26 protein-coding genes are annotated in these 26,218 nt (G+C 60.2%); 9 read left to right on the forward strand and 17 right to left on the reverse strand.

Annotated features, from left to right (window positions below; genetic code table 11):
- Positions 1-59 precede the first annotated feature (59 nt).
- Positions 60-1,016: a LysR family transcriptional regulator gene (locus tag AC3WWR_RS19740; RefSeq protein WP_020800395.1), complete on the reverse strand. Its 957-nt coding sequence runs from the start codon at positions 1,014-1,016 to the stop codon at positions 60-62.
- 112 nt (positions 1,017-1,128) lie between these two features.
- Between AC3WWR_RS19740 and AC3WWR_RS19745 the strand changes: the two genes are divergently transcribed.
- On the forward strand, positions 1,129-1,878 hold the full coding sequence (locus AC3WWR_RS19745) for a sulfite exporter TauE/SafE family protein (RefSeq protein WP_020800396.1): 750 nt from the start codon (positions 1,129-1,131) through the stop codon (positions 1,876-1,878).
- Here AC3WWR_RS19745 and AC3WWR_RS19750 read toward each other — a convergent pair.
- Positions 1,868-2,722 carry a LysR substrate-binding domain-containing protein gene (locus AC3WWR_RS19750; protein ID WP_020800397.1) on the reverse strand — a complete coding sequence of 285 codons (855 nt, stop codon included), beginning with the start codon at positions 2,720-2,722 and terminating at the stop codon, positions 1,868-1,870. The two genes, AC3WWR_RS19745 and AC3WWR_RS19750, sit on opposite strands and share 11 nt — an antisense overlap.
- Before the next feature lie 95 nt (positions 2,723-2,817).
- Here AC3WWR_RS19750 and AC3WWR_RS19755 point away from each other — a divergent pair, with 95 nt between their 5' ends.
- From AC3WWR_RS19755 to AC3WWR_RS19765, 3 genes are all read left to right on the forward strand, one after another.
- Positions 2,818-3,039, forward strand: a complete 222-nt coding sequence (locus AC3WWR_RS19755) for a DUF1127 domain-containing protein (protein ID WP_020800398.1) — start codon at positions 2,818-2,820, stop codon at positions 3,037-3,039.
- Positions 3,040-3,201: 162 nt separating this feature from the next.
- On the forward strand, positions 3,202-3,441 hold the full coding sequence (locus AC3WWR_RS19760) for a DUF1127 domain-containing protein (RefSeq protein ID WP_020800399.1): 240 nt from the start codon (positions 3,202-3,204) through the stop codon (positions 3,439-3,441).
- Positions 3,442-3,508: 67 nt separating this feature from the next.
- Positions 3,509-4,738: a winged helix-turn-helix domain-containing protein gene (locus AC3WWR_RS19765; RefSeq protein WP_020800400.1), complete on the forward strand. Its 1,230-nt coding sequence runs from the start codon at positions 3,509-3,511 to the stop codon at positions 4,736-4,738.
- 104 nt (positions 4,739-4,842) lie between these two features.
- Here the strand turns inward: AC3WWR_RS19765 and AC3WWR_RS19770 are convergent, their stop codons facing one another.
- Positions 4,843-6,189, reverse strand: a complete 1,347-nt coding sequence (locus tag AC3WWR_RS19770) for a class II 3-deoxy-7-phosphoheptulonate synthase (protein WP_033041859.1) — start codon at positions 6,187-6,189, stop codon at positions 4,843-4,845.
- 159 nt (positions 6,190-6,348) lie between these two features.
- Here AC3WWR_RS19770 and AC3WWR_RS19775 point away from each other — a divergent pair, with 159 nt between their 5' ends.
- Positions 6,349-7,104 carry a spermidine synthase gene (locus tag AC3WWR_RS19775; protein ID WP_020800402.1) on the forward strand — a complete coding sequence of 252 codons (756 nt, stop codon included), beginning with the start codon at positions 6,349-6,351 and terminating at the stop codon, positions 7,102-7,104.
- A 97-nt stretch (positions 7,105-7,201) separates the two neighbouring features.
- Here AC3WWR_RS19775 and AC3WWR_RS19780 read toward each other — a convergent pair whose 3' ends face one another.
- Positions 7,202-7,993, reverse strand: a complete 792-nt coding sequence (locus tag AC3WWR_RS19780; RefSeq protein WP_033038621.1) for a crotonase/enoyl-CoA hydratase family protein — start codon at positions 7,991-7,993, stop codon at positions 7,202-7,204.
- Between the two features lie 420 nt (positions 7,994-8,413).
- On the opposite strand from AC3WWR_RS19780, the gene AC3WWR_RS19785 reads away from it, so the two are divergent.
- Positions 8,414-10,087 carry a DEAD/DEAH box helicase gene (locus AC3WWR_RS19785; protein WP_020800404.1) on the forward strand — a complete coding sequence of 558 codons (1,674 nt, stop codon included), beginning with the start codon at positions 8,414-8,416 and terminating at the stop codon, positions 10,085-10,087.
- A gap of 214 nt (positions 10,088-10,301) precedes the next feature.
- Here the strand turns inward: AC3WWR_RS19785 and AC3WWR_RS19790 are convergent, their stop codons facing one another.
- The 8 genes from AC3WWR_RS19790 to minC form a co-directional block, all read right to left on the reverse strand.
- Positions 10,302-12,458 (reverse strand): mechanosensitive ion channel family protein, encoded by a 2,157-nt coding sequence (locus AC3WWR_RS19790; protein ID WP_033043384.1) that lies wholly within the window; start codon positions 12,456-12,458, stop codon positions 10,302-10,304.
- A gap of 77 nt (positions 12,459-12,535) precedes the next feature.
- On the reverse strand, positions 12,536-12,712 hold the full coding sequence (locus tag AC3WWR_RS19795) for a hypothetical protein (RefSeq protein WP_008056983.1): 177 nt from the start codon (positions 12,710-12,712) through the stop codon (positions 12,536-12,538).
- Between the two features lie 183 nt (positions 12,713-12,895).
- On the reverse strand, positions 12,896-14,185 hold the full coding sequence (locus AC3WWR_RS19800) for a M18 family aminopeptidase (RefSeq protein WP_033043385.1): 1,290 nt from the start codon (positions 14,183-14,185) through the stop codon (positions 12,896-12,898).
- A gap of 88 nt (positions 14,186-14,273) precedes the next feature.
- Positions 14,274-15,365: a hypothetical protein gene (locus tag AC3WWR_RS19805; protein ID WP_020800409.1), complete on the reverse strand. Its 1,092-nt coding sequence runs from the start codon at positions 15,363-15,365 to the stop codon at positions 14,274-14,276.
- A gap of 146 nt (positions 15,366-15,511) precedes the next feature.
- Entirely contained in the window at positions 15,512-16,147 is a 636-nt protein-coding gene (locus AC3WWR_RS19810) for an RluA family pseudouridine synthase (RefSeq protein ID WP_020800410.1), read from the reverse strand.
- A gap of 76 nt (positions 16,148-16,223) precedes the next feature.
- Entirely contained in the window at positions 16,224-16,478 is a 255-nt protein-coding gene (minE, locus tag AC3WWR_RS19815) for a cell division topological specificity factor MinE (protein ID WP_007974947.1), read from the reverse strand.
- Positions 16,479-16,481: 3 nt separating this feature from the next.
- A complete protein-coding gene (minD, locus tag AC3WWR_RS19820) occupies positions 16,482-17,294 on the reverse strand; it encodes a septum site-determining protein MinD (RefSeq protein WP_008056976.1) in 813 nt (270 codons plus the stop codon).
- Between the two features lie 200 nt (positions 17,295-17,494).
- Complete coding sequence (gene minC, locus AC3WWR_RS19825) at positions 17,495-18,232, reverse strand: septum site-determining protein MinC (protein WP_033044636.1); 738 nt, start codon at positions 18,230-18,232, stop codon at positions 17,495-17,497.
- Positions 18,233-18,350: 118 nt separating this feature from the next.
- On the opposite strand from minC, the gene AC3WWR_RS19830 reads away from it, so the two are divergent.
- The 3 genes from AC3WWR_RS19830 to AC3WWR_RS19840 are packed head-to-tail and all read left to right on the forward strand — an operon-like array spanning position 18,351 to position 20,620.
- A complete protein-coding gene (locus AC3WWR_RS19830) occupies positions 18,351-19,283 on the forward strand; it encodes a lipid A biosynthesis lauroyl acyltransferase (protein WP_020800412.1) in 933 nt (310 codons plus the stop codon).
- 25 nt (positions 19,284-19,308) lie between these two features.
- A complete protein-coding gene (locus AC3WWR_RS19835) occupies positions 19,309-19,431 on the forward strand; it encodes a hypothetical protein (protein ID WP_020800413.1) in 123 nt (40 codons plus the stop codon).
- 16 nt (positions 19,432-19,447) lie between these two features.
- Positions 19,448-20,620: a patatin-like phospholipase family protein gene (locus tag AC3WWR_RS19840; protein WP_033044651.1), complete on the forward strand. Its 1,173-nt coding sequence runs from the start codon at positions 19,448-19,450 to the stop codon at positions 20,618-20,620.
- 101 nt (positions 20,621-20,721) lie between these two features.
- On the opposite strand, the gene AC3WWR_RS19845 is transcribed toward AC3WWR_RS19840, so the two are convergent.
- From AC3WWR_RS19845 to AC3WWR_RS19865, 5 genes are all read right to left on the reverse strand, one after another.
- Positions 20,722-21,507 (reverse strand): outer membrane protein OmpK, encoded by a 786-nt coding sequence (locus tag AC3WWR_RS19845; RefSeq protein WP_033044650.1) that lies wholly within the window; start codon positions 21,505-21,507, stop codon positions 20,722-20,724.
- A 376-nt stretch (positions 21,508-21,883) separates the two neighbouring features.
- Entirely contained in the window at positions 21,884-22,669 is a 786-nt protein-coding gene (locus tag AC3WWR_RS19850; RefSeq protein ID WP_020800417.1) for an outer membrane protein OmpK, read from the reverse strand.
- A gap of 170 nt (positions 22,670-22,839) precedes the next feature.
- Positions 22,840-24,192, reverse strand: coding sequence for a nucleobase:cation symporter-2 family protein (locus AC3WWR_RS19855; protein WP_020800419.1), 1,353 nt, complete (start codon positions 24,190-24,192; stop codon positions 22,840-22,842).
- A gap of 138 nt (positions 24,193-24,330) precedes the next feature.
- Positions 24,331-25,635, reverse strand: coding sequence for a urate hydroxylase PuuD (locus AC3WWR_RS19860; protein ID WP_033044497.1), 1,305 nt, complete (start codon positions 25,633-25,635; stop codon positions 24,331-24,333).
- A 50-nt stretch (positions 25,636-25,685) separates the two neighbouring features.
- Positions 25,686-26,189: an ureidoglycolate lyase gene (locus AC3WWR_RS19865; RefSeq protein WP_007988150.1), complete on the reverse strand. Its 504-nt coding sequence runs from the start codon at positions 26,187-26,189 to the stop codon at positions 25,686-25,688.
- Positions 26,190-26,218: the final 29 nt, after the last annotated feature.

Below are 26,218 nucleotides of genomic sequence, written 5' to 3' on the forward strand. Positions count from 1 at the left end.
TGATCAGTGATCTTCATGAATCTAGCGGGCAAATCTTTAACGCGCCAGACAATTCTTGGCTAGTGCCGTCCCAGATGGGTTTGCAGCTCCAGGTCCCAGGGCGGAATGGGGCTGAAACGGGTTTTCAGGTATTCCAGGAGAAGGCGACTGCGGGAGTTGGGTTGTTGCTGCAGTCGCAAGGCGTAGATCCCGGAGCTTTCCGGCTTTGGCAGGCCGTTCTCGCAGAACAACGGCAGCAGTTCGCCGCGCAACAGGTATTCGCTGACGAGCCAGGTCGGCAAGTGGGCAATGCCCAGGCCGGCCAGTGCGCTGGAGATCAACGCTTCGGCATTGTTGGCGCTCATGCGCACGCGCGACGGCCGATGCAATTGCATCTGGCCGTTCCGTTCAAAGCGCCAGGCGAAGGGAGGGGCCAGGCCGGCCCAGTCCAGGCCATCATGCTCGACCAGTTGCGCCGGATCATTCGGCACGCCGCGGCGTTGCAAGTAGGCGGGACTGGCGCAGGCAATGCGAACCATGCTCGCCAGAGGCGTGGCCACCAACCGGGTATCGGCCAATTGCCCGGCGCGCAACACCAGGTCGACCTTGCCCAGGTTCAAGCCCTGCATGTCGACAAAGCTGTCGATCAACTGCAATTGCACGTCGAGGCCGGGATAGAGCAGCAGGAAATCGGCAATCACCGGTGCCAGGTGACGGCGCCCGAACGCGGCCGGTGCGTCGATACGAATCAGGCCTTCCGGAGCACTGCTCAGGGACACCGCTTCGGCCCGGGCCAGGCGCAATTCAGCGACGATCCTGCGTGCGCGCTCAGCGAACGCCATGCCCGCAGGCGTCGCGCGCACCGCATGGGTGCTGCGTATGAACAATTGGCTGCCGACGGCGCCTTCCAGACTGTCAATGCGCCGTGCCACAGCCGAGGGCGTCAGTGGATGACGGCGTGACGCGGCGGAAAAACTGCCGGTTTCCAGAACGTCGAGAAACAGGCCCAGTTGATCGGTCAGTTGGTTGGGATTCATGAGTGGCTCGATGCTTGTGCGAGTTTGGCATAGCCATTGTGCGTTGCTGTGCGTTTCGCCGCCAGAACCAGTTGCGTAGGATGAATCGCCTGACGTTTGGGAGAGATACACAGTGATTGAGTTTGTGCTGTACCTGGTTTTCGGCGCCGCCTTGGGAACACTCGGCGGCCTCTTTGGCATCGGCGGGGGATTGATCGCCATTCCTATGCTGGGCGTGTTATTCGGTCTCGATCAGCAGATTGCCCAAGGTACGGCGTTGGTGATGGTGGTGCCGAACGTGATGCTGGCGCTGTGGCGCTACCACCAGCGCAACAAGATCGAGTTGCGCTACGCGCTGCCGCTGGCCTCGATGGGCTTTTGCTTCGCCTGGCTGGGATCGATCTGGGCGGTGGGTATCGATGCACAAAGCATGCGCATCGGTTTTGTCGCGTTCCTGATCGCGTTGTGCGCCTACAACCTGGTGCGGATGTTCTTCACCAGTGCAGCGCCTTCAACGCAGATGAACCATTCCTGGCCATGGCTCGGCGTGCTCGGTGCCGCATCCGGCACCATGGGCGGGCTGTTTGGCGTGGGCGGGGCGGTGGTGGCCACACCGGTGTTGACCAGCGTGTTCGGCACTACACAGGTGGTTGCCCAAGGGTTGTCCCTGGCACTGGCACTGCCAAGCACCGGTGTGACGCTGGTCACCTATGGCGTGCATCACCAGGTGAACTGGATGATCGGTGTGCCACTGGCGATCGGCGGGCTGATGAGTATCAGTTGGGGCGTGAAGATCGCCCACAGCCTGCCGGAGCGCCTGTTGCGCGCCTTGTTTTGCGGCTTCCTGCTGTGCTGTGCGGTCATGCTTGTGTTTAAAGCTTGAAGCCTTCGACGATATGCTCTGCCAGGCACTCGGTGATCGGTGACGGATTATGCAGGTTGCGCACCAGCATGATGCTGGCCTCGGGTAGCACTGGCAGGTCCTCGGCTTCACCCAGGATGCGCATGTCCGCGGTGATCAGGCTTTCAAGCTGCGCGGTGACAGCCAGGCCAGCGCTGACGACCGCCATGATCGCCGACAGACTGTCGCTGTTATACGCCACGCGATAATCGCGCCCTTGGGCATCAAGGGCGTTACAGGCCCACATCCGGCAGAAGCAATCAGTGTTGAACATCGCCAGGCGCAACGGCGTCTGCTCGTGGGCGCTGTAGCATTGCGCCTCGGCCCAGACCAAACGCTCCTTGCGCAACAACTGGCCGATTTCGCTGCCCGGTTCACGGGTGACGATGGACAGGTCGAGATCCTGGCGCATCAGCAGTTGTTTTGATGATTCACAATGCACTTCGATCTGGATCAGCGGATAGGATTGGGCAAACTGACGCAGGATCCCCGGCAGAAAACGCATCACGTAGTCGTCCGGGGTGCCAATGCGAACCGTACCGACCATGTGTGGCTCGCGCAGCGTGTTGAATACTTCGCTGTGCAGCTTGAGGATACGCCGCGCATAACCCAGCAGTACCTGGCCTTCGGCCGTGAGCCGCACCTGGCGTCCGTCGCGCTGGAACAATTGGCGCTGCAGCACATCTTCTTCCAGCCGCTTCATCTGCATGCTGACGGCTGACTGGGTACGGTTGACCAATTCACCGGCACGAGTGAAGCCCCCCTGGTCAGCGATGGCGACAAAGGTACGCAGCACTTCGGTATCGATACTCGGGTAGGCGGACATTCATCAATCTCCGAGATGGTTACCATCAGAAACATTCGTTGGATTGATCTTAGACCTGGGCAGAGACTTGAGCCATCCAAACGGAGGGCAACAAGATGAAAGGTCATCATGAAATTCACGGCACTGAAAAACATTCGGTTCACCTGATATCCGACCTGTTGCACAAGTTCAGTCGCTGGTACGAACTGCACCGTGAGCGCGAAATGCTGGCGAGCATGAGTGATGAGGCGTTGAAGGACATCGGCTTGAGTCGTGCCGACGTCGCCCACGAAGCTGAACTGCACTTCTGGCAAGACCCGATGAGCAATGGAAAATAGGCTCGACGACCCATGGAAATGTCCTGTCACTACCCCATTATCCCGGCCAAACCCCGGGCTGATGGGGTAGGCGCGAGTCCGAAACAGATGGTCATAGAGCTTTGCTGGAGCCTGGTTCTGCGCTGGCCGAAGATCCCCTCCCCAACATTGAGGAGTGGTGTCATGGAACGACAAGGCATTGAACGAAAGCGTGCGAGGCATGGCGTGCGCGATGCGCTGCTCAGGCTCCGACAGCCCGTTTGGGCGGTGGTCACGCAATTGCAGCGCTGGCGCAAACTGAACAGGGATCGAACCGAGTTGGCGCGACTGAGCGACGAGTGCCTGCGTGATATTGGCTTGAGTCGAGCCGATGTCCGCAGGGAGTCTGCCCGGCCATTCTGGAATGATCCTCTCAAGCGATGAGGCGTTGGTAGTGGCGTTTTTCCCGCCTGCCGCTAAGGTGGGAAGACCCTTGCCGAAGAGTCGCCAGATGCCTGCATCCCTGTCTTTTTCCTTGAAGCAAGCCAGACGCCTGGCGCTGACCGCACAAGGTTTTGTCGGGCGCCAGCCCCCTGTTCCGGTCAAGCCTGCCAGGATCAATCGATTGATCGAGCGCCTGGGCATTTTGCAGATCGACTCGGTCAATGCGCTGGTGCGTTCGCACTACCTGCCGCTGTTTTCCCGGCTTGGCCAGTATCGCGCCGACCTGCTAGATCAAGCCGCCTGGAGCCAGGGACGACAGCGTACCTTGTTCGAATACTGGGGGCATGAAGCGTCCTTGCTGCCCTTGTCGATGTACCCATTGATGCGCTGGCGCATGCAGCGGGCAAGCCGTGGCGAAGATATTTATCAGCAACTGGCGCGTTTCGGTCGTGAGCAGCAGGACACGGTTCGCCGGGTGCTGGCCTGCGTTCAGGAGCAGGGCGCGTTGGGCGCTGGCAGCCTGTCGACTCGCCAGGAACGGGCAGGGCCCTGGTGGGACTGGAGTGCGGAAAAGCATGCACTGGAATGGCTGTTCGCCGCCGGTGAAGTGACAGTGGCAGGCAGGCGCGGCTTCGAACGCCTCTACGACCTGCCGGAGCGGGTTATTCCTTTTGCAATACTGGCCCAGCCGCTGCTGAGCGAGGCTGAGGCCCAGCGCGGGCTGATACGGCATGCTGCGTCGGCCTTGGGCGTCGGCACCGAGAAAGATCTGAGAGACTATTTTCGCTTGGGTCCTGGGGACAGTCGTCCGCGCCTGGCGGAGTTGGTCGAGGCAGGCGAGTTGCTCTGCTGCGAAGTCGAGGGCTGGCGGCAACCTGCCTATTGCCTGCCTGAGCCAAAGGTGCGGCGCAAGGTCGAGGCCAGTGCCTTGCTTTCACCGTTCGACTCACTGATCTGGGAGCGCAGCCGTACCGAGCGGCTGTTTGATTTTCGCTACCGGCTGGAGATCTACACGCCGCCGGACAAGCGGATCTATGGCTATTACGTCCTGCCGTTTTTGCACAATGAACGGATTGCCGCGCGGGTTGACCTGCGTGCCGAGAGGGCGGCCGGGCGGTTGGCGGTGCATGCGGTACATGAGGAAGCGTCGGGGCTGGATGACGAGGGGATGTTGGCGTTGGCGGTGAATTTGCGGCGGATGGCGGATTGGCTGGGACTGGCGCAGGTCCAGTTGAATTGCCCGCGGGCGAGTGCGGCAAGATTGCGGGTGGCATTGGCCAGTATTGATGGTGCCTGAGCCGACCCCTTCGCGAGCAGGCTCGCTCCCACAGTAAACCGAGTTGCCCTGTAGGACGCGGTCCACTGTGGGAGCGAGCCTGCTCGCGAAGAATTCAGCGCTGTTTAACGCCGAACCTGCTTCAATGTCTCAGCAATCAAAAACGCCAATTCCAGCGACTGATCGGCATTCATCCGCGGGTCGCAATGCGTATGGTAGCGATCCGACAAACCGTCCTCGGTGATCGGCCGCGCTCCACCGATGCACTCGGTGACATTCTGACCGGTCATTTCGATGTGGATGCCACCGGCGTAACTGCCCTCGGCTTCGTGAACCTGGAAGAACTGCTTCACCTCGCCAAGGATCTGCGCAAAGTCGCGAGTCTTGTAGCCACTACTGGCCTTGATCGTGTTGCCGTGCATCGGATCGGAACTCCAGAGCACCTGCCGGCCTTCTTGCTGCACGGCGCGGATCAGTTGCGGCAAATGATCGCCAACCTTGTTCGCGCCCATGCGGGCGATCAGGTTCAGGCGCCCCGGATCGTTGTCGGGGTTGAGCACGTCGATCAGGCGAATCAGCTCCTCGGGATTCATGCTCGGGCCGACCTTGACCCCGATCGGATTATTCACCCCGCGCAGGAATTCGACATGCGCGCCATCGAGTTGGCGGGTGCGATCGCCGATCCATAGCATGTGGGCCGAACAGTCGTAATAGTCGTTGGTCAGGCTGTCGCGACGGACAAAGGCTTCCTCGTAATTGAGCAGCAGCGCTTCGTGAGCGGTGAAAAAACTTGTTTCGCGCAGTTGCGGCGAGCTGTCCATGCCACAGGCGCGCATGAACGCCAGTGTTTCATCGATGCGGTCGGCGAGGTGGCTGTATTTTTCCGCGAGGGCCGAGTTGGCGATGAAGTCCAGGTTCCACTTGTGTACCTGGTGCAGGTCGGCAAACCCGCCCTGGGCGAAGGCACGCAGCAGGTTGAGGGTGGCGGTGGACTGGTGGTACGACTGCAGCAGGCGTTCCGGGTCCGGCACGCGGCTTTTTTCATCGAAACCGATGCCGTTGACGATATCGCCACGGTAGGCGGGCAATGTCACGCCGTCGATGGTCTCGTCGTTAGCCGAACGAGGCTTGGCGAACTGCCCGGCCATGCGCCCGACCTTGACCACCGGGCAGCCGGCCGCGAAAGTCATGACAATGGCCATTTGCAGCAGCACCTTGAAGGTGTCGCGGATTTTCGCAGCGGAAAACTCGGCGAAACTTTCGGCGCAATCGCCGCCCTGCAGCAAAAACGCTCGTCCCTGGGTCACTTCGGCGAACTGACGGCGCAATTCCCGGGCTTCCCCGGCAAACACCAGCGGCGGGTAGCTGGCCAGGGTCTGCTCGACGTGCTGCAGATGCGCCGCGTCGGGGTATTGGGGTTGTTGCTGGATCGGCAGGGCGCGCCAGCTGTCAGGGCTCCAGGGTTGGCTCATCATGATCTCTAGTGTTTTCCGCTCGGACGACCATGTTATCAGCAATTAGTGCGTGACCTGTTCCCGTCGATTCGCGGACAATCGCGCCTTTGCCGCTTCCGCTGCGGTTTATCGCGTTGCTGTTTGCCCAAGAAGGCCCGGCAACGATCAGGAGACGAAATGACTGAGGAGCGCGTCGAGCATCTGCTCGCCGAGGTGCAGGACGAATATGGCGTGATTCGCGTGCTGGAAGTGGCCGATTACCGCTTCCTCGAATTCGGTGATGCCATCGAACAAAGTTGCGTGTTCACGGCCGATCCGAGCTGGCTCGAGTACGACTATACCCGGGCGATGCTGATCGGTGCGCTGTGCCATGAGCAGCCGGAAAGCGCGCTGTTCCTGGGGCTTGGCGCCGGAACGCTGACCCAGGCCTGCCTCAAGTTCCTGCCCCTGGAGGATGTCGAAGCCATCGAACTGCGCCCGGATGTGCCGCGCCTGGCCATCGAGTACCTGGGGCTGGACGACGACCCGCGCCTGTATATCCGCGTGGGCGATGCGCTTGAGCTGCTCGACACCGCCGAGCCTGCGGACCTGATTTTTGTCGATCTCTACACCGACGTCGGTCCGGGTGTCGGGCATCTGGCCTGGACCTTCCTGGAGAACTGTCAGAAGCGCCTGAATCCGGGAGGCTGGCTGGTGATCAACCAATGGGCCACCGACGATGGCAAGCCACTGGGCGCCGCGTTGCTGCGCGGGCTCTACCATCGGCATTACTGGGAGCTGCCGGTGAAGGAGGGCAACGTGATCCTGATCGTGCCGTCGGAACTGGATCAGGCGCTGGACATGGAAAGCCTGACCGCACGGGCCGAAGCATTGGCGCCGCGGCTGGGTTATTCGTTGCAGTCGCTGATCAAGGCGATTCGCCCGGCGACCTGAGAACACAAATTCCCGTGTAGGAGCTGCCGCAGGCTGCGATCTCTTGATTTTTTTTTTAAGATCAAATGATCGCAGCCTGCGGCAGCTCCTACAGGGGTCAACAACCTTTGAAAATTCCGGGGCGGCGCTCCACCAGTGACCGCACACCCTCCTGTGCATCCTCGCTGGCCAGTAATTTCTTCACCAGCGCCGGCAACCCTTGCGCTGCGGCGGTTTCGCCCTCGTAGCGGGCCTGTCGGGCAGACATCAATGTTGCCTGAACCCCCAGCGGCGCCTGCCGGGCAATGCGCTCGGCCAGTTCAAAAGCCCGCGGCAACAAATCCTCGCTGGCCATGACTTCCTGCACCAGGCCCAGGTGCAAGGCATCATGGGCATCGAATTCGTCGCCGGTCAGCATCCAGCGCATGGCATTGCCCCAGCCGGCCACCTGATGCAGGCGCAAGGTGGCACCACCGAAGGGGAAGATGCCGCGTTGCACCTCCATTTGCGCAAAGCGGGTGTTGCTGGCGCACAGGTTGATATCGGCGGCCAGCATCAACTCGATGCCGATGGTCAGGCAGTAGCCCTGGGCGGCGACGATCACCGGTTTGCTGACCCTGGGCCCGGCGAAGACCCCCCAGGGGTCGCAGCCACCGGGTGGGGCTTGCCAACCTTCGGACAGTGCCGCGCTGGCGCTGACCAGGTCCAGGCCGGCGGTAAAATGCTCGCCATGCCCGAAGACCACGGCCACCCGTGCTTCACTGTCAGCTTCGAATTCACCGTAGGCCAGGCTCAACTCGTTGAGCAGGTCGAGATCAAAGGCGTTGCGCTTGGCGACCCGGTCCAGTCCGATCAACAGGACATGACCACGCTTTTCCCGACTCACACGGCTGGTATTGAGCTCTTTCATGGTGCATTTCCTCGAGCGGCTGAGGGCGCGCAGACTCAAGGTCTGTGGCGGGTGGGTGAACCGTTTTAGCGTCATCGCCCACGGGGCAGGGCCTTTGAAAAGTAGACGCTCGAGCGATTATCCGCAAAGCCTGCGATAGAACGCCGTGCGCGGGAGTTTTGCGATAAAAAAAGCTCCCTTTTTCGGCAAATTCCGGTATAGTGCGCGCCGGCCTTTAGCCGGGCCGCGTTTAGGTGGCGCAATTCCCCGAAGTCAGATTCGGTTGCACGTTCGCCCAGCGAACTCTTCCTAAACGATTCTTTCATTCATTCGTTTTCGCAAATCCCCGCCGACAAAGCTGCCAGGGCGACTCTTGAGTCTCAACACGGCATGCGCAGCTTTGGAGCATGGGTCTTTGCGGATGCACTTAGAGGCAGACCCATGACCCAGGAAATCGGCGGCTTCGCCGCTCTTGAACTTCACCCTAATATTGTCGCTGCAGTAGTCGCTACCGGCTATGAAGAGCCTTCGGCCATTCAGCAGCAGTCGATCCCGATCATTCTCGCCGGTCACGATATGATTGGCCAGGCGCAAACCGGTACCGGTAAAACCGCTGCCTTTGCCCTGCCTATCCTACACCGCATTGATCCGTCCAAGCGCGAGCCGCAAGCTCTGATCCTGGCCCCAACTCGTGAGTTGGCGCTACAAGTTGCAACCGCTTTCGAAACCTACGCCAAGCAAATGCCGGGCGTAACTGTTGTGGCTGTCTACGGCGGCGCGCCGATGGGCCCACAATTGAAAGCAATCCGTAATGGCGCACAGATCGTTGTCGCCACTCCGGGCCGTCTGTGCGACCACCTGCGTCGCGACGAAAAAGTTCTGGCGACCGTGAACCACCTGGTTCTCGACGAAGCAGACGAAATGCTCAAGCTGGGCTTCATGGACGACCTGGAAGTCATCTTCAAGGCCATGCCGGAAACCCGTCAGACCGTACTGTTCTCGGCCACCTTGCCTCAATCGATTCGTGCCATCGCTGAGCGCCACCTGCGCGATCCGAAGCACGTCAAGATCCAGAGCAAGACCCAGACCGTTACCGCGATCGAGCAGGCTCACCTGCTGGTTCACGCTGACCAGAAGACTTCCGCCGTTCTCAGCTTGCTGGAAGTGGAAGACTTCGACGCCCTGATCATGTTCGTGCGCACCAAGCAAGCGACCCTGGACCTGGCCAGCGCCCTGGAAGCCAAAGGCTACAAAGCCGCTGCGCTGAACGGTGACATTGCCCAGAACCAGCGTGAGCGCGTGATCGACTCCCTCAAGGATGGGCGTCTGGACATCGTTGTGGCGACCGACGTTGCCGCTCGTGGCCTGGACGTTCCGCGCATCACTCACGTGTTCAACGTCGACATGCCGTACGATCCGGAATCCTACGTTCACCGTATCGGTCGTACCGGCCGTGCCGGTCGCGAAGGTCGTGCATTGCTGCTGGTGACTCCACGTGAGCGCCGCATGCTGCAAGTGATCGAGCGTGTAACCGGTCAGAAGGTTGCTGAAGTTCGCCTGCCGGACGCTCAAGCCGTTCTGGATGCGCGCATCAAGAAACTGACCAACAGCCTGTCGCCGCTGGTGGCTGAAGCCGAATCGACCCACGGTGATCTGCTCGATCGCCTGACCGCCGACATCGGTTGCAGCCCGCGTGCCCTGGCCGCAGCCCTGCTGCGCAAGGCAACCAACGGTCAAGCGCTGAACCTGGCCGCTATCGAGAAAGAGCGTCCACTGGTGCCGAACAACGCACCGCGTGGCGATCGTCCAGAGCGTTCCGGTGATCGTCCTGAGCGTGGTGACCGCGAGCGTCGCGCACCGATCCCTCTGGCCGAAGGCCGTGCTCGTTGCCGTACCGCGCTGGGTGCGCGTGATGGTATCGCTGCCAAGAACCTGCTGGGCGCGATCCTCAACGAAGGTGGTCTGGCGCGTGAAGCCATCGGTCGCATCCAGGTGCGTGACAGCTTCAGCCTCGTCGAACTGCCGGAAGACGGTCTTGAGAAGTTGCTGAGCAAGCTGAAGGACACTCGCGTTGCCGGTAAGCAGTTGAAGCTGCGTCGCTACCGCGAAGATTGATCCGCCCACGGGCTGATTGATCGAACATAAAAAATCCCCGACTGGTTCGGGGATTTTTTATGCCTGTGATTTGTTGTTGTCGTAGGAGCAGCCGGTCGACGCTCGAATGCTCGCGATGGTGGTCAACGAAAACGCTGGCTGTCTGACACCCCGCGCTGCCTGATCCTCCATCGCGAGCATTCGAGCGTCGACTGGCTGCTCCTACATTATGGGGTTATTCGGCAGTTGGCCCGCCACCCGCCGTCACCACCTGAATGCTCATGCGCGGTGTCGCCAGGTCCAGTCCGGCTTCATCCAGATGCCGTTTGAGCGACAGGTTGAATGCCCGTGAAACTTCCCATTGCTTGATCGGAGCGGTCTTGAATCGAGCCCGCAGAATCGCGTTGCCGGACTCGAAGCTCTCCACGCCCTGAAACTCCAGGGGCGACCAGATATTGCGTCGTTGCAGCGGGTCGGTGCGCATTTTCTGGCCGACGTCGCGCATCAGCTTGATCGCATTGTCGATGTCCATGCTGGCAGGCACCGCGACCCGGAATATCGCGTAGCCAAATTCCCGGGAGTAATTCTTGATGCTCTTGATTTCGCTGAACGGAATGGTGTGGACGATGCCGTCGATGTCCCGCAGGCGCACGGTGCGAATGGTCAGGCCCTCGACGGTGCCCAGATGGCCGCCGACGTCCACGTAGTCGTCGATGGCCAGGGAGTCTTCGATGATGATGAACAGGCCGGTGATCAGGTCGGCGACCAGCGATTGGGCGCCAAAACCGATGGCCAGGCCGATCACGCCGGCACCGGCCAGCAGTGGCGTAACGTTCATGCCCATGTTCGCCAGGGCGACGATCAGCGCGATGATGAAAATCGCCACGAACAGCACGTTGCGGATCAGCGGCATCATGGTCTGTGCGCGGGCGTTGGCCAGGCCCTTGCGAGAGCGGGTGAGGGCGTGATGCACGGCGGTGTCGCTGAGGATCCAGATCAGCCAGGCAAAGATCAGTGTGCCAATAAGGCTGAACAGCTTGACGCTGACCTCATGTCCTTCACCTTCGGTGAAGCCGATCAGTGACATGCCCCACACCCGCAGGCCCAGTTCGATGAATGCCAGCCATACCACTAGATGGGCCAGGGTATAGAAGAAGTTTTTCAGGCGTTCCGAATACAGCGCGTGACGCTTCGCGCCGCGTTGCGGTTTGAGGGCGTGGCGGCGCACCAGGCCATTGATGACCATGCACAACACCAGCAACACGGTGCAGATCAGCGACTGGCGCAGCGCGGTGCTGGTGTCGCCTGCCGAGACGAAGGTGGCGAACAGCGAGATCCCCACCAGCACCAGTGCCGGTACAAACCAGAAGGTGCCGAGAATTTCGATGGTGTCGCTGAGGGCGCGACGGGTTAGGCGCCGGGACAGTGGCTGATTGCGGATCAGGTGGGCAATCGGGCGCCGGAAACGCAGGATGAACAGCCCCGTGGACAACGCCGCCAACACATTGGCCACCGTCGCCGCCGTGTGCGCCAGGTGTACGCCAAGGCTTTCAACCAGGCGTGGGTCGCTCAAGGCCTCACCAAAAGCGGCGAAACTGCCGATCAACCATAGTGGTCGGAAGGCCTGGTGCCGCAGGATGTACAGGGCCCGGTGGCGGTGTGGGCCGTCGAGCAGGGAAAAGGCAATCACACAGATTGCTGAGAAACAGGTGCCGACCACCAGTGCATAGGCCAGCACCATGGCCAGGCTTTTACCGAGTGACGATGGCAGGGCGTAACTCATGTAGACGGTGATGACCAAGGCAATCAACCACGGCCCCAGCTTGCGCAGGGCAAAGCGCAGCATATCCACGGCCCGGGGGTGTTGCGGCAATTCCTCGGTCAGGCCGAAGCGCATCCGTACCCGATGGCTGACCCAGATCAGCACCGCAGCCAGCAGGCTCCAGACCATCAGGATCATGGCAAAGGCGAAGATGATCGGCAGCCACTCGCTGGCCGGCAGCACCAGTGCCGCCAATTCATCCTTGGCCAGGTCGAATTCGGCGGACCAGCGAGTGATTGGGCTGTCGGCGCCGGAAAATTGCTTTTCGAAACTGGCCAGGGTCCCGCCAATCAGCCCCAGCACGCCTTCCTCGGCCACCGGTTGGGCTTTTTTTGTGGCGTCGCGCAGCTTCTTCAGATCAGCCAGCAGCTTGCTGCGCTGCTGATCGTTCTCCAGCGACTTGATGACTTCGTCGAGGGATTGCCCAAGGGGTTCCTGCGCCTCGGGTTGGGTTTTTGCCGGGCTGCCAAGCAGGCCCGGCAACCCGACGGCCTGGGCTGGCGCTGACGCCATCAGGGTCATCAGGCAGATAAGGAAAAGACATGGCAGGGCGAACAGGCGAGCGAACACTAGGCGGTCAACCTCGAAATGGGCAGATCGACCGAGTGTACGAGCCCGTCAAAACCAATGCGAGCGGGGTGGGGATTTTATTCGTTGAGTTTGGCGAGGATCTTGAAGATCACCGTGGCCAGGATCAGCAGCATGCCGAGCCACATGGCGAGCACGCCGGCGTTCTTGTCGCGAAAATTGAAACCGACTGCCAACATGATCATCCCGATAAGAATGGGGATGAGCATGGCGTGAAATGAGGACATCGTGATCATGGCGACTGCCTTGTCAAAGGAGTGGTTAAAGTCTAGGTGGCTTTTGCAGGGTGCTGTCTGTAGGAGCGAGCATGCTCGCGATGGACGCCAACGAAATCGCTGGCCGTCTGACACCTCGCGGTGCTTGTGCCTCCATCGCGAGCATGCTCGCTCCTACAGATAAAGATGCAGATTCATGCGCGGTTACGGTAATTCGCGGCAGGCGTAGAACGCACTGAGCACCTTGACCAGATGCGCCAGGTCATGGCTGCCGCACAGTTCGCGGATCGAATGCATGGCGAAGGTCGGCAGGCCGATGTCCACGGTACGCACCCCCAGGTGGCTGGCGGTGATCGGGCCGATGGTCGAGCCGCAACCCATGTCGCTGCGCACCACGAAGCTCTGCACCGGCACTTCTTCGGCCATGCACAGGTGACGGAAGAACCCGGCGGTTTCGCTGTTGGTGGCGTAGCGCTGGTTGCTGTTGACCTTGATCACAGGGCCGGCGTTGAGTTTCGGGCCGTGATTGGCATCGTGCTTGTCGGCGTAGTTGGGGTGCACGCCGTGTGCGTTGTCGGCCGAGACCAGCAGGGATTTCTGAATGGTGCGTACGAATTCATCACCGTCTGGCAGCAGGCGGCGCAATGTCTGCTCCAGCATCGGACCGTCGGCGCCACAGGCCGAGCAGGACCCGACTTCCTCGTGGTCATTGCAGACCAGGACGCACGTTTCGTCGGTGTCCGTGGTCAGCAGCGCTTGCAGGCCGGCATAGCATGACAGCAGGTTGTCCAGGCGCGCGCCGGCGATGAAATCACCATGCAGGCCAATGACGGCCGCGCTTTGGGTGTCGTAGAAGCTCAATTCGTAATCCAGCACGACATCGGCGTTCAGGCCGTGTTCGCGGGCCAACTGGTCGGTGAGCACGGCGCGGAAATCCACGCGCTCGTCCCCGGCGAATTGCGCCAGTACCGGGGGCAGTTCGGTCTGGGCGTTGATCGCCCAGCCCATGTTGGCTTCACGATTGAGGTGAATGGCCAGGTTGGGGATGATCGCGATCGGTGCCTTGAAGTCGATCAGCTGGCTCTCGACCTTTCCATCACGACGGAAGGTGACGCGGCCGGCCAGGGACAGGTCGCGGTCGAACCAGGGGGCCAACAGGGCGCCGCCATAGACTTCGACGCCCAGTTGCCAGAAACCCTGGCGTTGCAGTTCCGGCTGCGGCTTGACCCGCAGGCACGGGCTGTCGGTGTGGGCACCGACCAGGCGAATGCCGCCGTGCAGTGGCGAGTGCCGGCCCATCTTGATCGCGACGATCGAGGAGTCGTTACGGGTGACGTAGTAGCGACCATTGACTTCGGTGTTCCATGGCTCGCGTTCGTCCAGGCGTTGGAAGCCCGCCGCTTCCAGACGTTGAACAAGGCTGGCGGTGGCATGAAACGGGGTAGGGGAGGCCTTGAGGAAATCGATCAGGCCTTGGTTCAACTCTTCGCGCATAAGTAGCTCCAGACAGCAATGACGCCAGTTTAACGTATTGGCCCGGTGCGTTGGACAAGAGCTTGCAGCACCGGGCCTGGCCGGGCGCTCAATGGGTCATTCGCTCGCGCAGGTAGGCAATGATGGTTTGTTCGTCGCTGGACTTGGCTGGCCGCGGCAGATGTTTTGGCCAGCGACCCTTGTCCGTGCCGAAAAACCTTTTCTGTTTGTCTTCATCCCAGCGCAGGATTTCGCGGGAGGCGGACTCCCACCATTCATGGCGGCACACTTCGTAGTAAGGATGTTCGGGCGCCGCGCTTCCATAGAGCAGGTCACGACCGACCTTTTTCACGCTCTTGCGCTTGTTGCGCAGCTTCCACTTGATGCGCAGGCGCTGCCAGGGTGAGGGCACGGGCTTGCAGCGCGGGACTTCTGTGCACAGCGCTGGCAGCTCGGCACGGAACTGCTCGCCATGGCGGGAGAAAAAATGCTTCTGCATGGCATGGAAGAAGCGTTTTTCCGCGAAGTAGTGATAGACGAACTTCTTTGCTTCCTGAACGGGTTGGTTGCGCATCGCGAACGACAGGGCGATTTGCTCGATGGTGTGGATATCGAATGAGTCTCGGGTCCATTCATCGATCAGGCGGATTGATTCATCGAGCAACCGCGTATCACCGTCGGTGACACCGCACAGCCCGCTGTTATACAGCTTGAAACTGTTGTTGGCCGAGATGCCATGGGTTTGCAGGCAGCGGCCGAGCTTGACGTAGTCCGGGCGTTCGCAGACGTAGCTCCAGTCGTACTCGAAACGGTCCATGACATAACGCCCGGGCGCGATGCGGTCGAAGACGCGATGCGGCGATTCCAGGAACAGTGTATCGGTGTCGACGAACAGCGTCTTTTGCGCAAGCTTCAGCCCTTGGGCAATGGCGCAGGCCTTGCGTCGATGGTGATAGCCGTTTTCGCCCTGCCACTGGGTCATGGTCTGCTCGTTCAGGGCGATCGTGTCCACCGGCCAGCCAGCATAATCTTCCGGGCGATCGGTCATGACCCTGATGCACAATGACTCGCCCCGTTTGAGTTGCGACAGGGCGGTGAGCATGCTGAACTTGGCTTCGCGCCGGTAGACATCCTGGTTGCCATAGATGAGGTAAAGCAACTGGTGCGGTGTTTTTTCCAGGGGGGGCAGCGCTTCGCGCATAAGTAGCTCCAGGCAACAGAAGCGCGAGTTTACCGTATTGGCCTGGGGCAATGCAGGCGCGCTGTTGTCAGCAAATGTTGTAACGACAAATGAAAAGCGCCCTTCATTGCAAGGGCGTTTTCAATGCGCTTTCAGTGGTCAGCCACTCAAAAAGGTGCAGGGCACTCAAAGCGCAGTCGCTCGCCGCTTTGTGGGTGGGTGAAGCTAAGCATGCTTGCATGCAGGCACAGGCGTGGCCAGGCGGCCAGGGCTTGCTCATGGGCGTAGAGTCCGTCGCCCAGCAATGGATGACCGATCGACAGCATGTGCACGCGCAATTGGTGCGAGCGTCCGGTGATCGGCGTGAGTTCGACGCGACACCAATCACCGCAGCGTTCCAGCACGCGCCAGAAGGTCAGGGCGTGTTTGCCGAATTCATGGTCCACCACGTGACGTGGCTTGGTCGGCGGGTCGTAGCGCAGCGGCAAGTCGATGCTGCCACTGTCGAGCTCCGGCTGGCCCCAGCACAATGCGGTGTAGGCCTTTTCCGTTTCGCGGTCGTGAAATTGCCGAGACAGTTCACGGTGCGTATCGGGATCCCGGGCCAGCAGGATGATGCCGGAGGTTTCCCAGTCCAGTCGATGGACGATTCGCGCTTCCGGGTAGCCGTTTTCCTGCAGGCGGGTAATCAGGCAGTCCTTATTGTCGTCGGCCCGACCGGGCACGGAGAGCAACAGGGTGGGTTTGTTGACCACCAGGACAGCAGCGTCCTCATGGATGATGTGAATATTGGACAGCGGCATCAAACAGCCTCGTTACAAACGCCAACGGCGGTTCAGGCCTGCAGGCCTGAACCGCCGTGGTTCCACCCGGATCGACTCAGCGATCTGGCAGGGTGATATTGAGTTCCAGAATCGAGCAGCTGCCCTGGCTTTCCAGTGCGACGTGCACGTCATCGGACCCGATATTGACGTACTTGCGAATCACCTCGACCAGTTCCTTCTGCAGGGCTGGCAGGTAATCCGGGGTACTGCGTTGGCCGCGTTCGTGCGCCACGATGATCTGTAGACGCTCTTTCGCTACCGACGCGGTGCTTTGCTTTTTGTTGGCACGAAAGAAGTCAAAAAGGTTCATTGGTTAGTTGCCTCCAAACAGGCGCTCGAAGAATCCCTTCTTCTGTACATCAAGGAAACGATGTTCCACGGTTTTGCCCAACAGGCGGTCCACGGTATCGCTGTAGGCCTGGCCTGCATCGCTCTGGTCGTCGAGAATCACCGGAACGCCCTGGTTGGATGCCTTGAGCACCGCCTGGGATTCAGGGATCACGCCGAGCAGGGCCACCGAGAGGATCTCCTTGACGTCTTCGACGCCGAGCATTTCACCCTTGCTCACGCGCTCTGGATGGTAACGGGTAATCAGCAGGTGTTCCTTGATCGGGTCTTCGCCACGCTCGGCTCGACGGGACTTGCTGGCCAGCAGGCCAAGCATGCGGTCGGAGTCGCGCACCGAGGAGACTTCCGGGTTGGTCACCACGATCGCTTCGTCTGCGAAGTACATGGCCAGGTGAGCACCTTTTTCGATACCCGCCGGGGAGTCGCAGACCACGAACTCGAAGTCTTCCTTGAGTTGCATCAGGACTTTTTCCACGCCTTCGACCGTCAGCGCGTCTTTGTCGCGGGTCTGGCTGGCGGCCAGTACGTAGAGGTTCTCCAGGCGCTTGTCTTTGATCAAGGCCTGTTGCAGGTTGGCTTCGCCGTTCACTACGTTGACGAAGTCATACACCACGCGACGCTCGCAACCCATGATCAGGTCGAGGTTACGCAAACCGACGTCGAAGTCGACGATGACTGTTTTGTGACCGCGCAGAGCGAGGCCGGTACCGATAGCGGCGCTGGTGGTGGTCTTACCCACACCACCCTTGCCGGATGTAACCACGAGAATCTTGGCCAAGGTGTTTCACCCCTAAGGAAAAAGGACTTTTAGCCCCTGAAAAACATCTCTTGAAAACTACAGCAGTTGGACAGCCTTGGCTGGAATATGGCCGCAGACGGCATTTACCCCCGGTAAACACTGTTTGTAGCCTGTTTCCTACTTCGTTTGAGCCGTTTTCGCTACGTTTTAGAGATGCTTGGAAAATGCGGCAGTATCCGTTAAAGCCGAATGATGTTCAACACATCGCCAGACAGGCTGACCTGCACGCCCGAGCCCCACAACGGGTCGCGGCGCAGATCTTCGGAAACCTTGTAATGTCCGGCAATAGAGATCAGTTCAGCGCTCATTTGCTGGCAGAAAATCCGTGCCTTGGTGTCGCCTTTGACGCCGGCCAGCACACGACCGCGCATCGGGCCGTATACATGGATGTTCCCATCGGCGAGAAGTTCCGCCCCCGGGCTGACCGAGGAGATCACTACCAGATCACTGCCCTGGGCGTAGATCTGCTGGCCACCGCGCACTGGCGAAGTGATGATTTTCGTCGGCTTGATGGTCGGTTCCGCTGGTTTTTCCGGTTTTTTCGCAACGACGCCTTCGTTCAGGTCCAGCGCCCGTTCACGGGCCCCGGATGGCGGCAACACTGGCAGGTCGACGGCGATGGCGGCCGCGATGTCTTCGATGCGGCTGGCGCGGATGGCCAGGGTACGCAGGCCATGCTGACGGCAGATGCGCATCAGGCCGGGCAGATCCACGGCACCACCGTTGGCCGGGAGTTTGTCCAAAGCCAGGACCAGCGGTGCATTACTGAAGAAGTTCGGCGCCTGAGCGACTTTGGCGGCCAGCTGCCGATCGAGGCCTTCAAGGTCATTTCGGGCCAGTTCCAGCACCGTTATGGCAAGCATGCTGCCCTTCAACTGGAACACGGGATCTTGGTCAAGCGGTTCGGTTTGGCTCATGGTCGGCATACAACGACTTGTCACTAAAAGTGCCCAGACTTATAACGAGAACGCCCGCGAGCCGCAAGCCGGGTCGAACGATGTAGAATGCGCGGCCAACGTCTTTTCGGAACCTTTAATGGATCGCCCGCGTTTTCGAACAACTTTTCTGATGCCGCGTTTCTGGCCGCTCTGGTGCGGCCTGGGGCTGTTATGGCTGATTGTCCAGCTGCCGTACCCTGCATTGCTGTGGATCGGTCGGGTCCTGGGTGCCTTGATGTATCGGGTAGCGGCCGACCGGCGGCGCATTGCCAAGCGCAATCTCGAACTGTGCTTCCCGGAAAAATCCGCGGCAGAGCGCAAGCGTCTGCTCAAGGAAAATTTTGCGTCCACCGGTATCGCCTTCTTTGAAATGGCGATGAGCTGGTGGTGGTCACGCGAGCGGTTGGCGAAACTGGCCCATGTCGAAGGCCTGGAGCACCTGAAGAATGCCCAGCGTGAGGGCAAGGGCGTGATCCTGATGGCCGTCCACTTCACCACGCTGGAAATCGGTGCGGCGCTGCTCGGCCAGCAACACACCATCGACGGTATGTACCGCGAGCACAAGAACCCGCTATTCGACTATGTGCAGCGTCGCGGTCGCGAGCGGCACAACCTGGATTCGCTGGCGGTGGAGCGTGAGGACGTGCGTGGCATGCTCAAGTTGCTACGCGCCGGCCGTGCGATCTGGTATGCGCCGGACCAGGACTATGGCGCCAAGCAAAGCATTTTCGTGCCGTTGTTCGGCATCCAGGCCGCCACCGTCACCGCCACCAGCAAGTTCGCGCGGTTGGGCAAGGCGTTGGTGGTGCCGTTCACCCAGGAACGCCTGGCGGACGGGAGTGGGTATCGCCTGGTGATCCACGCGCCGCTCGAAGGCTTCCCAGGCGAAACCGAGGAAGCCGACTGCCTGCGCATCAACCAGTGGATCGAAGGCGTCTTGCGTGATTGCCCAGAGCAATACCTCTGGGCCCATCGCCGCTTCAAGAGCCGTCCGCCCGGTGAACCGAAGCTGTACCCAAAGCGCGGCTGAACGGCCGCACCCTGTAGGAGCGAGCATGTCGAATCGTCGCACCGTCGCGATGGTCGTCAACGATAATGCTGGCAGCCTGACACCCAGCGGCGTCCTCGGGTCCATCGCGAGCATGCTCGCTCCTACAAGGGACGATCCCCATCAATGAGCATGGAGCGTTATTCATGAATCCCGCTGAACCCGTCACGGGCTTGATCCTTTCCGGCGGCGGGGCTCGGGCGGCCTATCAAGTGGGCGTGCTGGCGGCGATTGCCGAGTTGCTGCCATTGGGTGCGGACAATCCTTTTCCGGTGATCGTCGGCACCTCCGCTGGCGCTATCAATGCCGTCAGCCTGGCCAGCGGGGCGATGGATTTTCGCGCGGCTATCGAGCGGCTGACGGCGTTCTGGCAGGGTTTTCGCAGCCATCTGGTGTTGCGCAGCGACTGGCCGGGCGTGATCAGCCAGGCCGCCCGGTTCGTTAGCCACAGTTTGTTGGGCCTTGGCGCCCCGGTGCCCGTGGCGTTGCTCAACAGCTCGCCGCTACGCGGATTACTCGACGACAAACTGCACATGGGCGGCATTGCCCACGCCATCGAGCAGAAGCAGTTGCAGGCCGTCGCGGTCACGGCGTTCGGCTATGAATCCGGTCAGGCGGTGACGTTCTATCAGGGCGGCGGCACTATAGACGCCTGGTTGCGCCATCGGCGGATCGGCGTTCCCACACAATTGTCGGTCGACCATTTGCTCGCCAGTTCGGCCATTCCGCTGCTGTTCGCCCCGGTGAAAATCGGCGAGGAGTATTTCGGCGACGGCGCGGTGCGCCAATCGGCACCGATCAGCCCGGCCCTGCATCTGGGCGCCAACCGGGTGCTGGTGGTAGGTGTCAGCGGCAACCCGCGCGGCATCGACCCGGAGCAGCCGCTGCAACGCGCCTACTCCGGTCAGCAGCCAACCTTGGCGCAAATCGGTGGACACATGCTCAACAGCACGTTCATCGATAGCCTGGAAAGTGATATCGAACTTTTGCAGCGCTTGAATCAGTTCAGTCGCCTCATGCCCGATGGCACGCCGATCCGTACGTTGGGGGTGGCGCCAGTGGAGGTGTTGGTGATTTCACCCAGCCAGCCGATCGACGAGATCGCCGCACGCCATCGCCAGGAACTGCCAGCGGCGCTGCGCCTGTTCTTGCGTGGGCCGGGAGCGACCAAGACCAGCGGGGCGGGGGTGTTGAGTTATCTGCTGTTCGAGGCGGGGTATTGCAGCGAGTTGATTGATCTGGGGCGGCGGGATGCGTTGGCCAAGCGCGGGGAAATTTGCCGGTTTCTCGGGTTGGCGGAGCCTGTGGGTTTCGCTTGAGATTGGCGGTGCGGCATTCGCGAACAGGCTCGCTCCCACAGTGAATCTTCAGTGCGACAAAGATCAAATGTGGGAGCGAGCCTGCTCGCGAAGTTTTTAAATCAGAAGTGCACCTTGACCAGGAAGCTGGTCACGCTCTGATCGGTCTTGAAGCCCTGGCTGTCTTCGATACCGTACTTGTTTTTCCAGTAGTCATACTCGACACCGACGTACAGCTGCTTGGCGCCCAGGTTCAGCACCTTGCCCAGGTCGTATTTGATCTGTGGGTTGAAGTGCAGGTTGGCGTGGTATTCGCCTTTCTTGTTGACGTCGTTGTCAACGACCCAGTCCATGAAACCGTCGATCAGCACGTCCGAGTCACCCACCGGAATGGTGTAGGACCAGGCGGGAGTGATCTGCCAGACATCGTCACCCGGGCGGTCGCCTTCGGTATGACGGTTGTAGAAGTTCAGCTGGAAGTAGTCAAAGCCGGGGATGGCCAGGTCGAAACCCGGACCGATCAGGTACGACTCGGTATCGTCTTCACCGAACTCATAGGTCATGGCGAGCAGCACGTCCTTGATCGGACCGAACTCCAGCTTCTGATCGAAAATCTTGTTGAACGACAAGCGCGGGCTGAATTCACCATAGTGAGTGTTCTTGCCCGCGAAGGCGTCTTCCTTGCCGTTGTAGAAGATTTTGTCGATGAAGAAGAAGTTGTCGCCGTATTTCCAGCCGTCGGCGTGTTCGAAGGTCACCGTCTGCTGGATGCGCGGGTTGACCTGGAAGTCCTTGCCATACAGGTAGGTCAGGCTGTTGTTCTGCCATTGCAGCAAGTCGCCGGCCATGGCCTGACCCCCCGCCAGCAACGATCCTGCCAGCATCAGGCTAGTGCACGTACGTTTCATTCGGTTGCTCCCAAAAAAGTAGTGGTTTCACGTTATTTTTTTAAGGTCGACGCTCTGGTGTGGCGCCTTTTTCCGTAACTGCAAAAAAATCATCCATTCGGTCAGCTTTGTACTGTTAGCAAGAGCTGCGCCAAGGCTTTCAGAAAACAAAAAAACTCCCGTTCGGCGGCTCTGGAGCAGTCGATTGAGAGTGGTTTGGGGGTGCCTTGGTACCGTCCAGAGCCGGGATAAGTTGGCTTTCTGGTCAGGAATTAAATCCGGGCTTTTTTTTAAAGCGGATTCAGGCGGCCGCGGAGAATACTGACTCCTCGGCCAGGTCTCAAGTGCTCCGCAACAGCGCACCGACGACAGGTTTGGGGCACGGTTGCGGATCATCTTAGAAATGCACCTTCACCAGCAGGCTGGTGGTGCTTTCGTGGGTATCGAGGTTGTTGTTGTTTTCGATGCCGTACTTGTCTTTCCAGTAGCTGTATTCGACGCCGACGTACACCTGCTTTTCCCGCCAGCCGAGGGTTTTGCCCAAGTCATATTTGACCTGCGGGTTGAAGTGCAGGTTGGCGTGATACGTGCCGCGCGAGTTCTGGTCATTGTCGACGACCCAGTCCAGGTAGCCGTCGATCAACAGGCTCGAGTTGCCCAGGGGCACGGTGTAGGACCAGGCCGGCGAGATCTGCCAGACGTCATCACCGGGACGCGAGCCTTCGGTCTGGCGATAGTAGAAGTTCAAGGTGAAAAAGTTGAAGCCCGGTACCGCGAGGTCAAAACCGGGGCCGATCAGGTACGCCTCGCTGTCGTCTTCGCCATTCTCGTAGGTCAAGGCCAGCAACACATCCTTGATTGGGCCGAGTTCGAAACGGCGGTCGAGAATCTTGCCGAAGGAGAGCCGCGGACTGAACTCGCCGTAATAGGCGTGCACGCCTTTGTTGCGGTCTTTCTCGCCGTTGTAGTAGGTGCTGTCGATGAACATGAAGTTGTCGCCGTACTTCCAGCGGTCGGCATGTTCAAAAGTGATCGTTTGCTGGATCGGCGGGTTGACCGCGAAGTCCTTGCCATACAGATAGCTCAAGCTGTTGGTTTGCCACAGCAGTAGATCGCCGGCCATCGCTTGGCTCGCGGCCAGGAGGCCAGCACCCAACAGCATGTTTTTCTGTGTCCGAATCATCTGTTGCTCCCTCTTGTTTTTATTTTTCAAGGCGCAGGAAACCCCAACCCCTGTAGGAGCGAGCATGCTCGCGATGGTCGTTAACGATTACGCGTGGTATCTGGTTAAACGCGTTGTCTTCACGTCCATCGCGAGCATGCTCGCTCCTACAGTGGGGGGGCGTTTCTGTCTTAGTGGGCGTGACAGTCGTTGATGGCCGCGCGTTCGGCGCCGCCGAGGATGTTGAACAGCAAGTTCAGGGTCAGGGCGCTAAGCGTGGCCATGGCGATACCGCTGTGGGTGATCGGGCTCATCCACACCGGCAGGTGGGCGAAAAACTCCGGCCGAACCACCGGAATCAGGCCCATGCCGATGCTCACCGCCACCAGCAATTGGTTGCGTCGGTCACCGATGTCGGCTTCCTGCAGGATCTTGATCCCGGTGGCGGCGACCATGCCGAACATTGCGATCGCCGCGCCGCCCAGCACCGCCGGTGGAATCGAGGCCACGAGGAACGCGGCCTTGGGCAGAAGGCTCAGCACGATCAACAAGCCGCCCGCAACGATGGTTACTGAGCGGCAACGTACGCCAGTCATCTGCACAAGGCCGATGTTCTGCGCGAAGGAGGAGTGGGTGAAGGTGTTGAAGAAGCCGGCGAAGAACGAGGCGCCAGCATCACACAACAAGCCGCGACGCAACATGCGCGGGCAGACTTCCTGGCCGGTGATCTTGCCCAAGGCCAGGAACATCCCGGTGGACTCGACGAAAATGATCACCACCACCAGGCACATCGAGAGGATTGGCGCGAGCTCGAATTTCGGCATGCCAAAGTGCAGCGGCGTGACAAATTGCAGCCATGGCGCCTGAGCCATGCCGCTGAGGTCGACCATGCCCAGCACGCCACAAAGTACATAGCCCAGGCACATGCCGATCAATACGGAAATGTTGACCCAGAAGCCGCGCATGAAGCGATGCACCAGCAGGATGGTGCCCAGCACCAACGCGGCGATGGTCAGGTAGATCGGTGAGCCGAATTGAGCGGCTTGAGCACCACCGCCGGCCCAGTTCACGGCCACGGGGAACAGCGACAAACCGATCGAGGTGATGACCGTGCCAGTGACCAGCGGCGGGAAGAAGCGCACGACCTTGGACATGAATGGCGCGATCAGCATGCCGAAGAACCCGGCGGCGATGGTCGCGCCGAAGATCCCCTGCAGGCCGATGCCCGGCATGCCGGCCATGGCGACCATGCTGCCGACGGCGGCGAAACTGGCACCCATCATCACCGGCATGCGAATGCCCATGGGACCGATACCGAGAGACTGGACGATGGTAGCGATGCCGGCGACCAGCAGGTCGGCGTTGATCAGGAAGGCGATTTCTTCACGATTCAGGCCAGCGGCCTGTCCGATGATCAGCGGCACCGCGATGGCGCCACCGTACATCAGCAGAACATGTTGCAGACCGACCAGGATCAGTTGCAAAAGGGGCAAACGCTGAATGGCGGGTGCGTCGGGGATGCGCGCTTGGAAGAGCTCGGACATGCAACACCTCGGATCATTTTTATTCTTGTGATTTTTGCATCAGGGTCGACCGCGGTGCGGCCATTCGCGAGCAGGCTCGCTCCCACAGGTTTTGCATTGTCTGTGTGGGAGCGAGCCTGCTCGCGAAGCTTTTATTGCTTAATTGGTCGGGGCACCCTGAACGATCCAGGCGCCGATCAGGTCACGTTCCTGCTGGGTCATCTGGGTGATGTTGCCCAACGGCATGATCTGGGTGGCAACCGCTTGAGCCTGGATGCGCGCCGCGTTCTGGCGGATCTGCTCGGGGGTGTCGAGCATCACGCCGGCGGGAGCGGCGCTGAACAGTGGGCTGGTCGGTTTGGCCGAATGACAGACTGCGCAGCGTTCCTGGATCACGCTGTGCACCTTGTCGAAACCAGGGCCGGCGTTGGACGCCTTAACTTGCGCGGTTGCAGGGGCTTCGGCAGGTTTTGCTTCAGCCGGTTTCAAACCACCACCCACTGCTGTTTCCGGCAGAGGCTGGTACTCGATCGCGGCAGGTGCCTTGGCCACTTCAGGCGCGCTGGACATCGGTTTCGGACCGGACACATAGGCCAGGCAAATCATGCCCACCGCTGCCACCGGCAGGGTCCAGGCAAACTTGTGGCTGTCGTGACGGGTGTTGAAGTAGTGACGCACCAACACCGCCAGTACCGCGATCCCGGCCAGGATCAGCCAGTTGTATTGGCTGCCGTAGGTGCTCGGGAAGTGGTTGCTGATCATGATGAACAGCACCGGCAAGGTGAAGTAGTTGTTGTGGCGCGAACGCAGCAGGCCCTTGGCCGGCAGCGCCGGATCGGGCGTGCGGTTCTCGGCGATGGCCGCCACCAGTGCGCGTTGCGCCGGCATGATGATGCGGAACACGTTGCCGACCATGATGGTGCCGATGATCGCGCCGACGTGCAGGTATGCACCACGACCGCTGAACACCTTGCTGAAGCCATAGGCGGCGCCAATGATCAGTACGAACAGGATGAAACCCAGCAGGGCAGGGCGTTTGCCCAGGGCCGAGTCACAGAGGAAGGAGTAGATGAACCAGCCGATGAACAACGAGCCGATACCGATGGCCACGCCTTCAGGGCCGCTCAGGGTGCTGCCCGGAGCCAGCAGGTAGAGCGTCGGGTTGGAATAGAACACCACGCACAGCAGCGCGATACCCGACATCCAGGTGAAGTAGGCTTCCCATTTGAACCAGTGCAGATTGTCCGGCATGGTCGGTGGAGCCAGTTTGTATTTTTCCAGGTGGTAGATACCGCCGCCATGGATCGCCCACAAGTCACCGGCCAGACCGCTTTTCGGGTTGACCCGATTGAGGTTGTTTTCCAGCCAGACGAAGTAGAACGATGCGCCGATCCAGGCCACGCCAGTAATCATGTGAACCCAGCGCACGCTCAGGTTCAGCCATTCCAACAGATGTGCTTCCACAGTCTTTACCTCTCGCCTGTCACTCTGTTGTCGAGTGATCAGACCTTCTCTTATTGGTGGGGGGCGAGGATCAAACGCTCATCCTCTTTGAAAAAATGCTCATCGCAGTTATTGCCTGTGCCACTGCGATCAACCACCAGGAAGTCATCCCGCTTTTCGATCGTCAGCACCGGGTGGTGCCAGACGCCGCGATGGTAATTAATGCCCTGCCTGCCGTTGGTGACGAAGGCGCGGACCAAGCCTGATACAGGTTCGTCGCCAAGTGGCGCGACCACGATCAGAAAGGGGTTGCCGAGCAGCGGAATGAAAGCCTGGCTGCCCAGCGGATGACGCTCCAGCATGCTGACGGTCAGCGGCATGTCCTGCGCGTCGGCGCGGAAGATGCTGATGATCGCCTTGTCCTCTGGCGTGGCGGTTTCCACCGTCGCCAGTTTGTGAAAGCGCATGGTCGAACCGTTGTTGATCATGAAGTGATCGCTGCCGTCGGTTTCGATCACGTCACCGAAAGGGGCGAAGGCTTCTTTGGTCAGCGGTTCAATCGTCAGTGTGCGCATGCTGGTCTTCTTAATCTTTTGAATTTGAT

The sequence above is a fragment of the Pseudomonas sp. EB271-G4-1 genome (genome assembly GCF_058791355.1).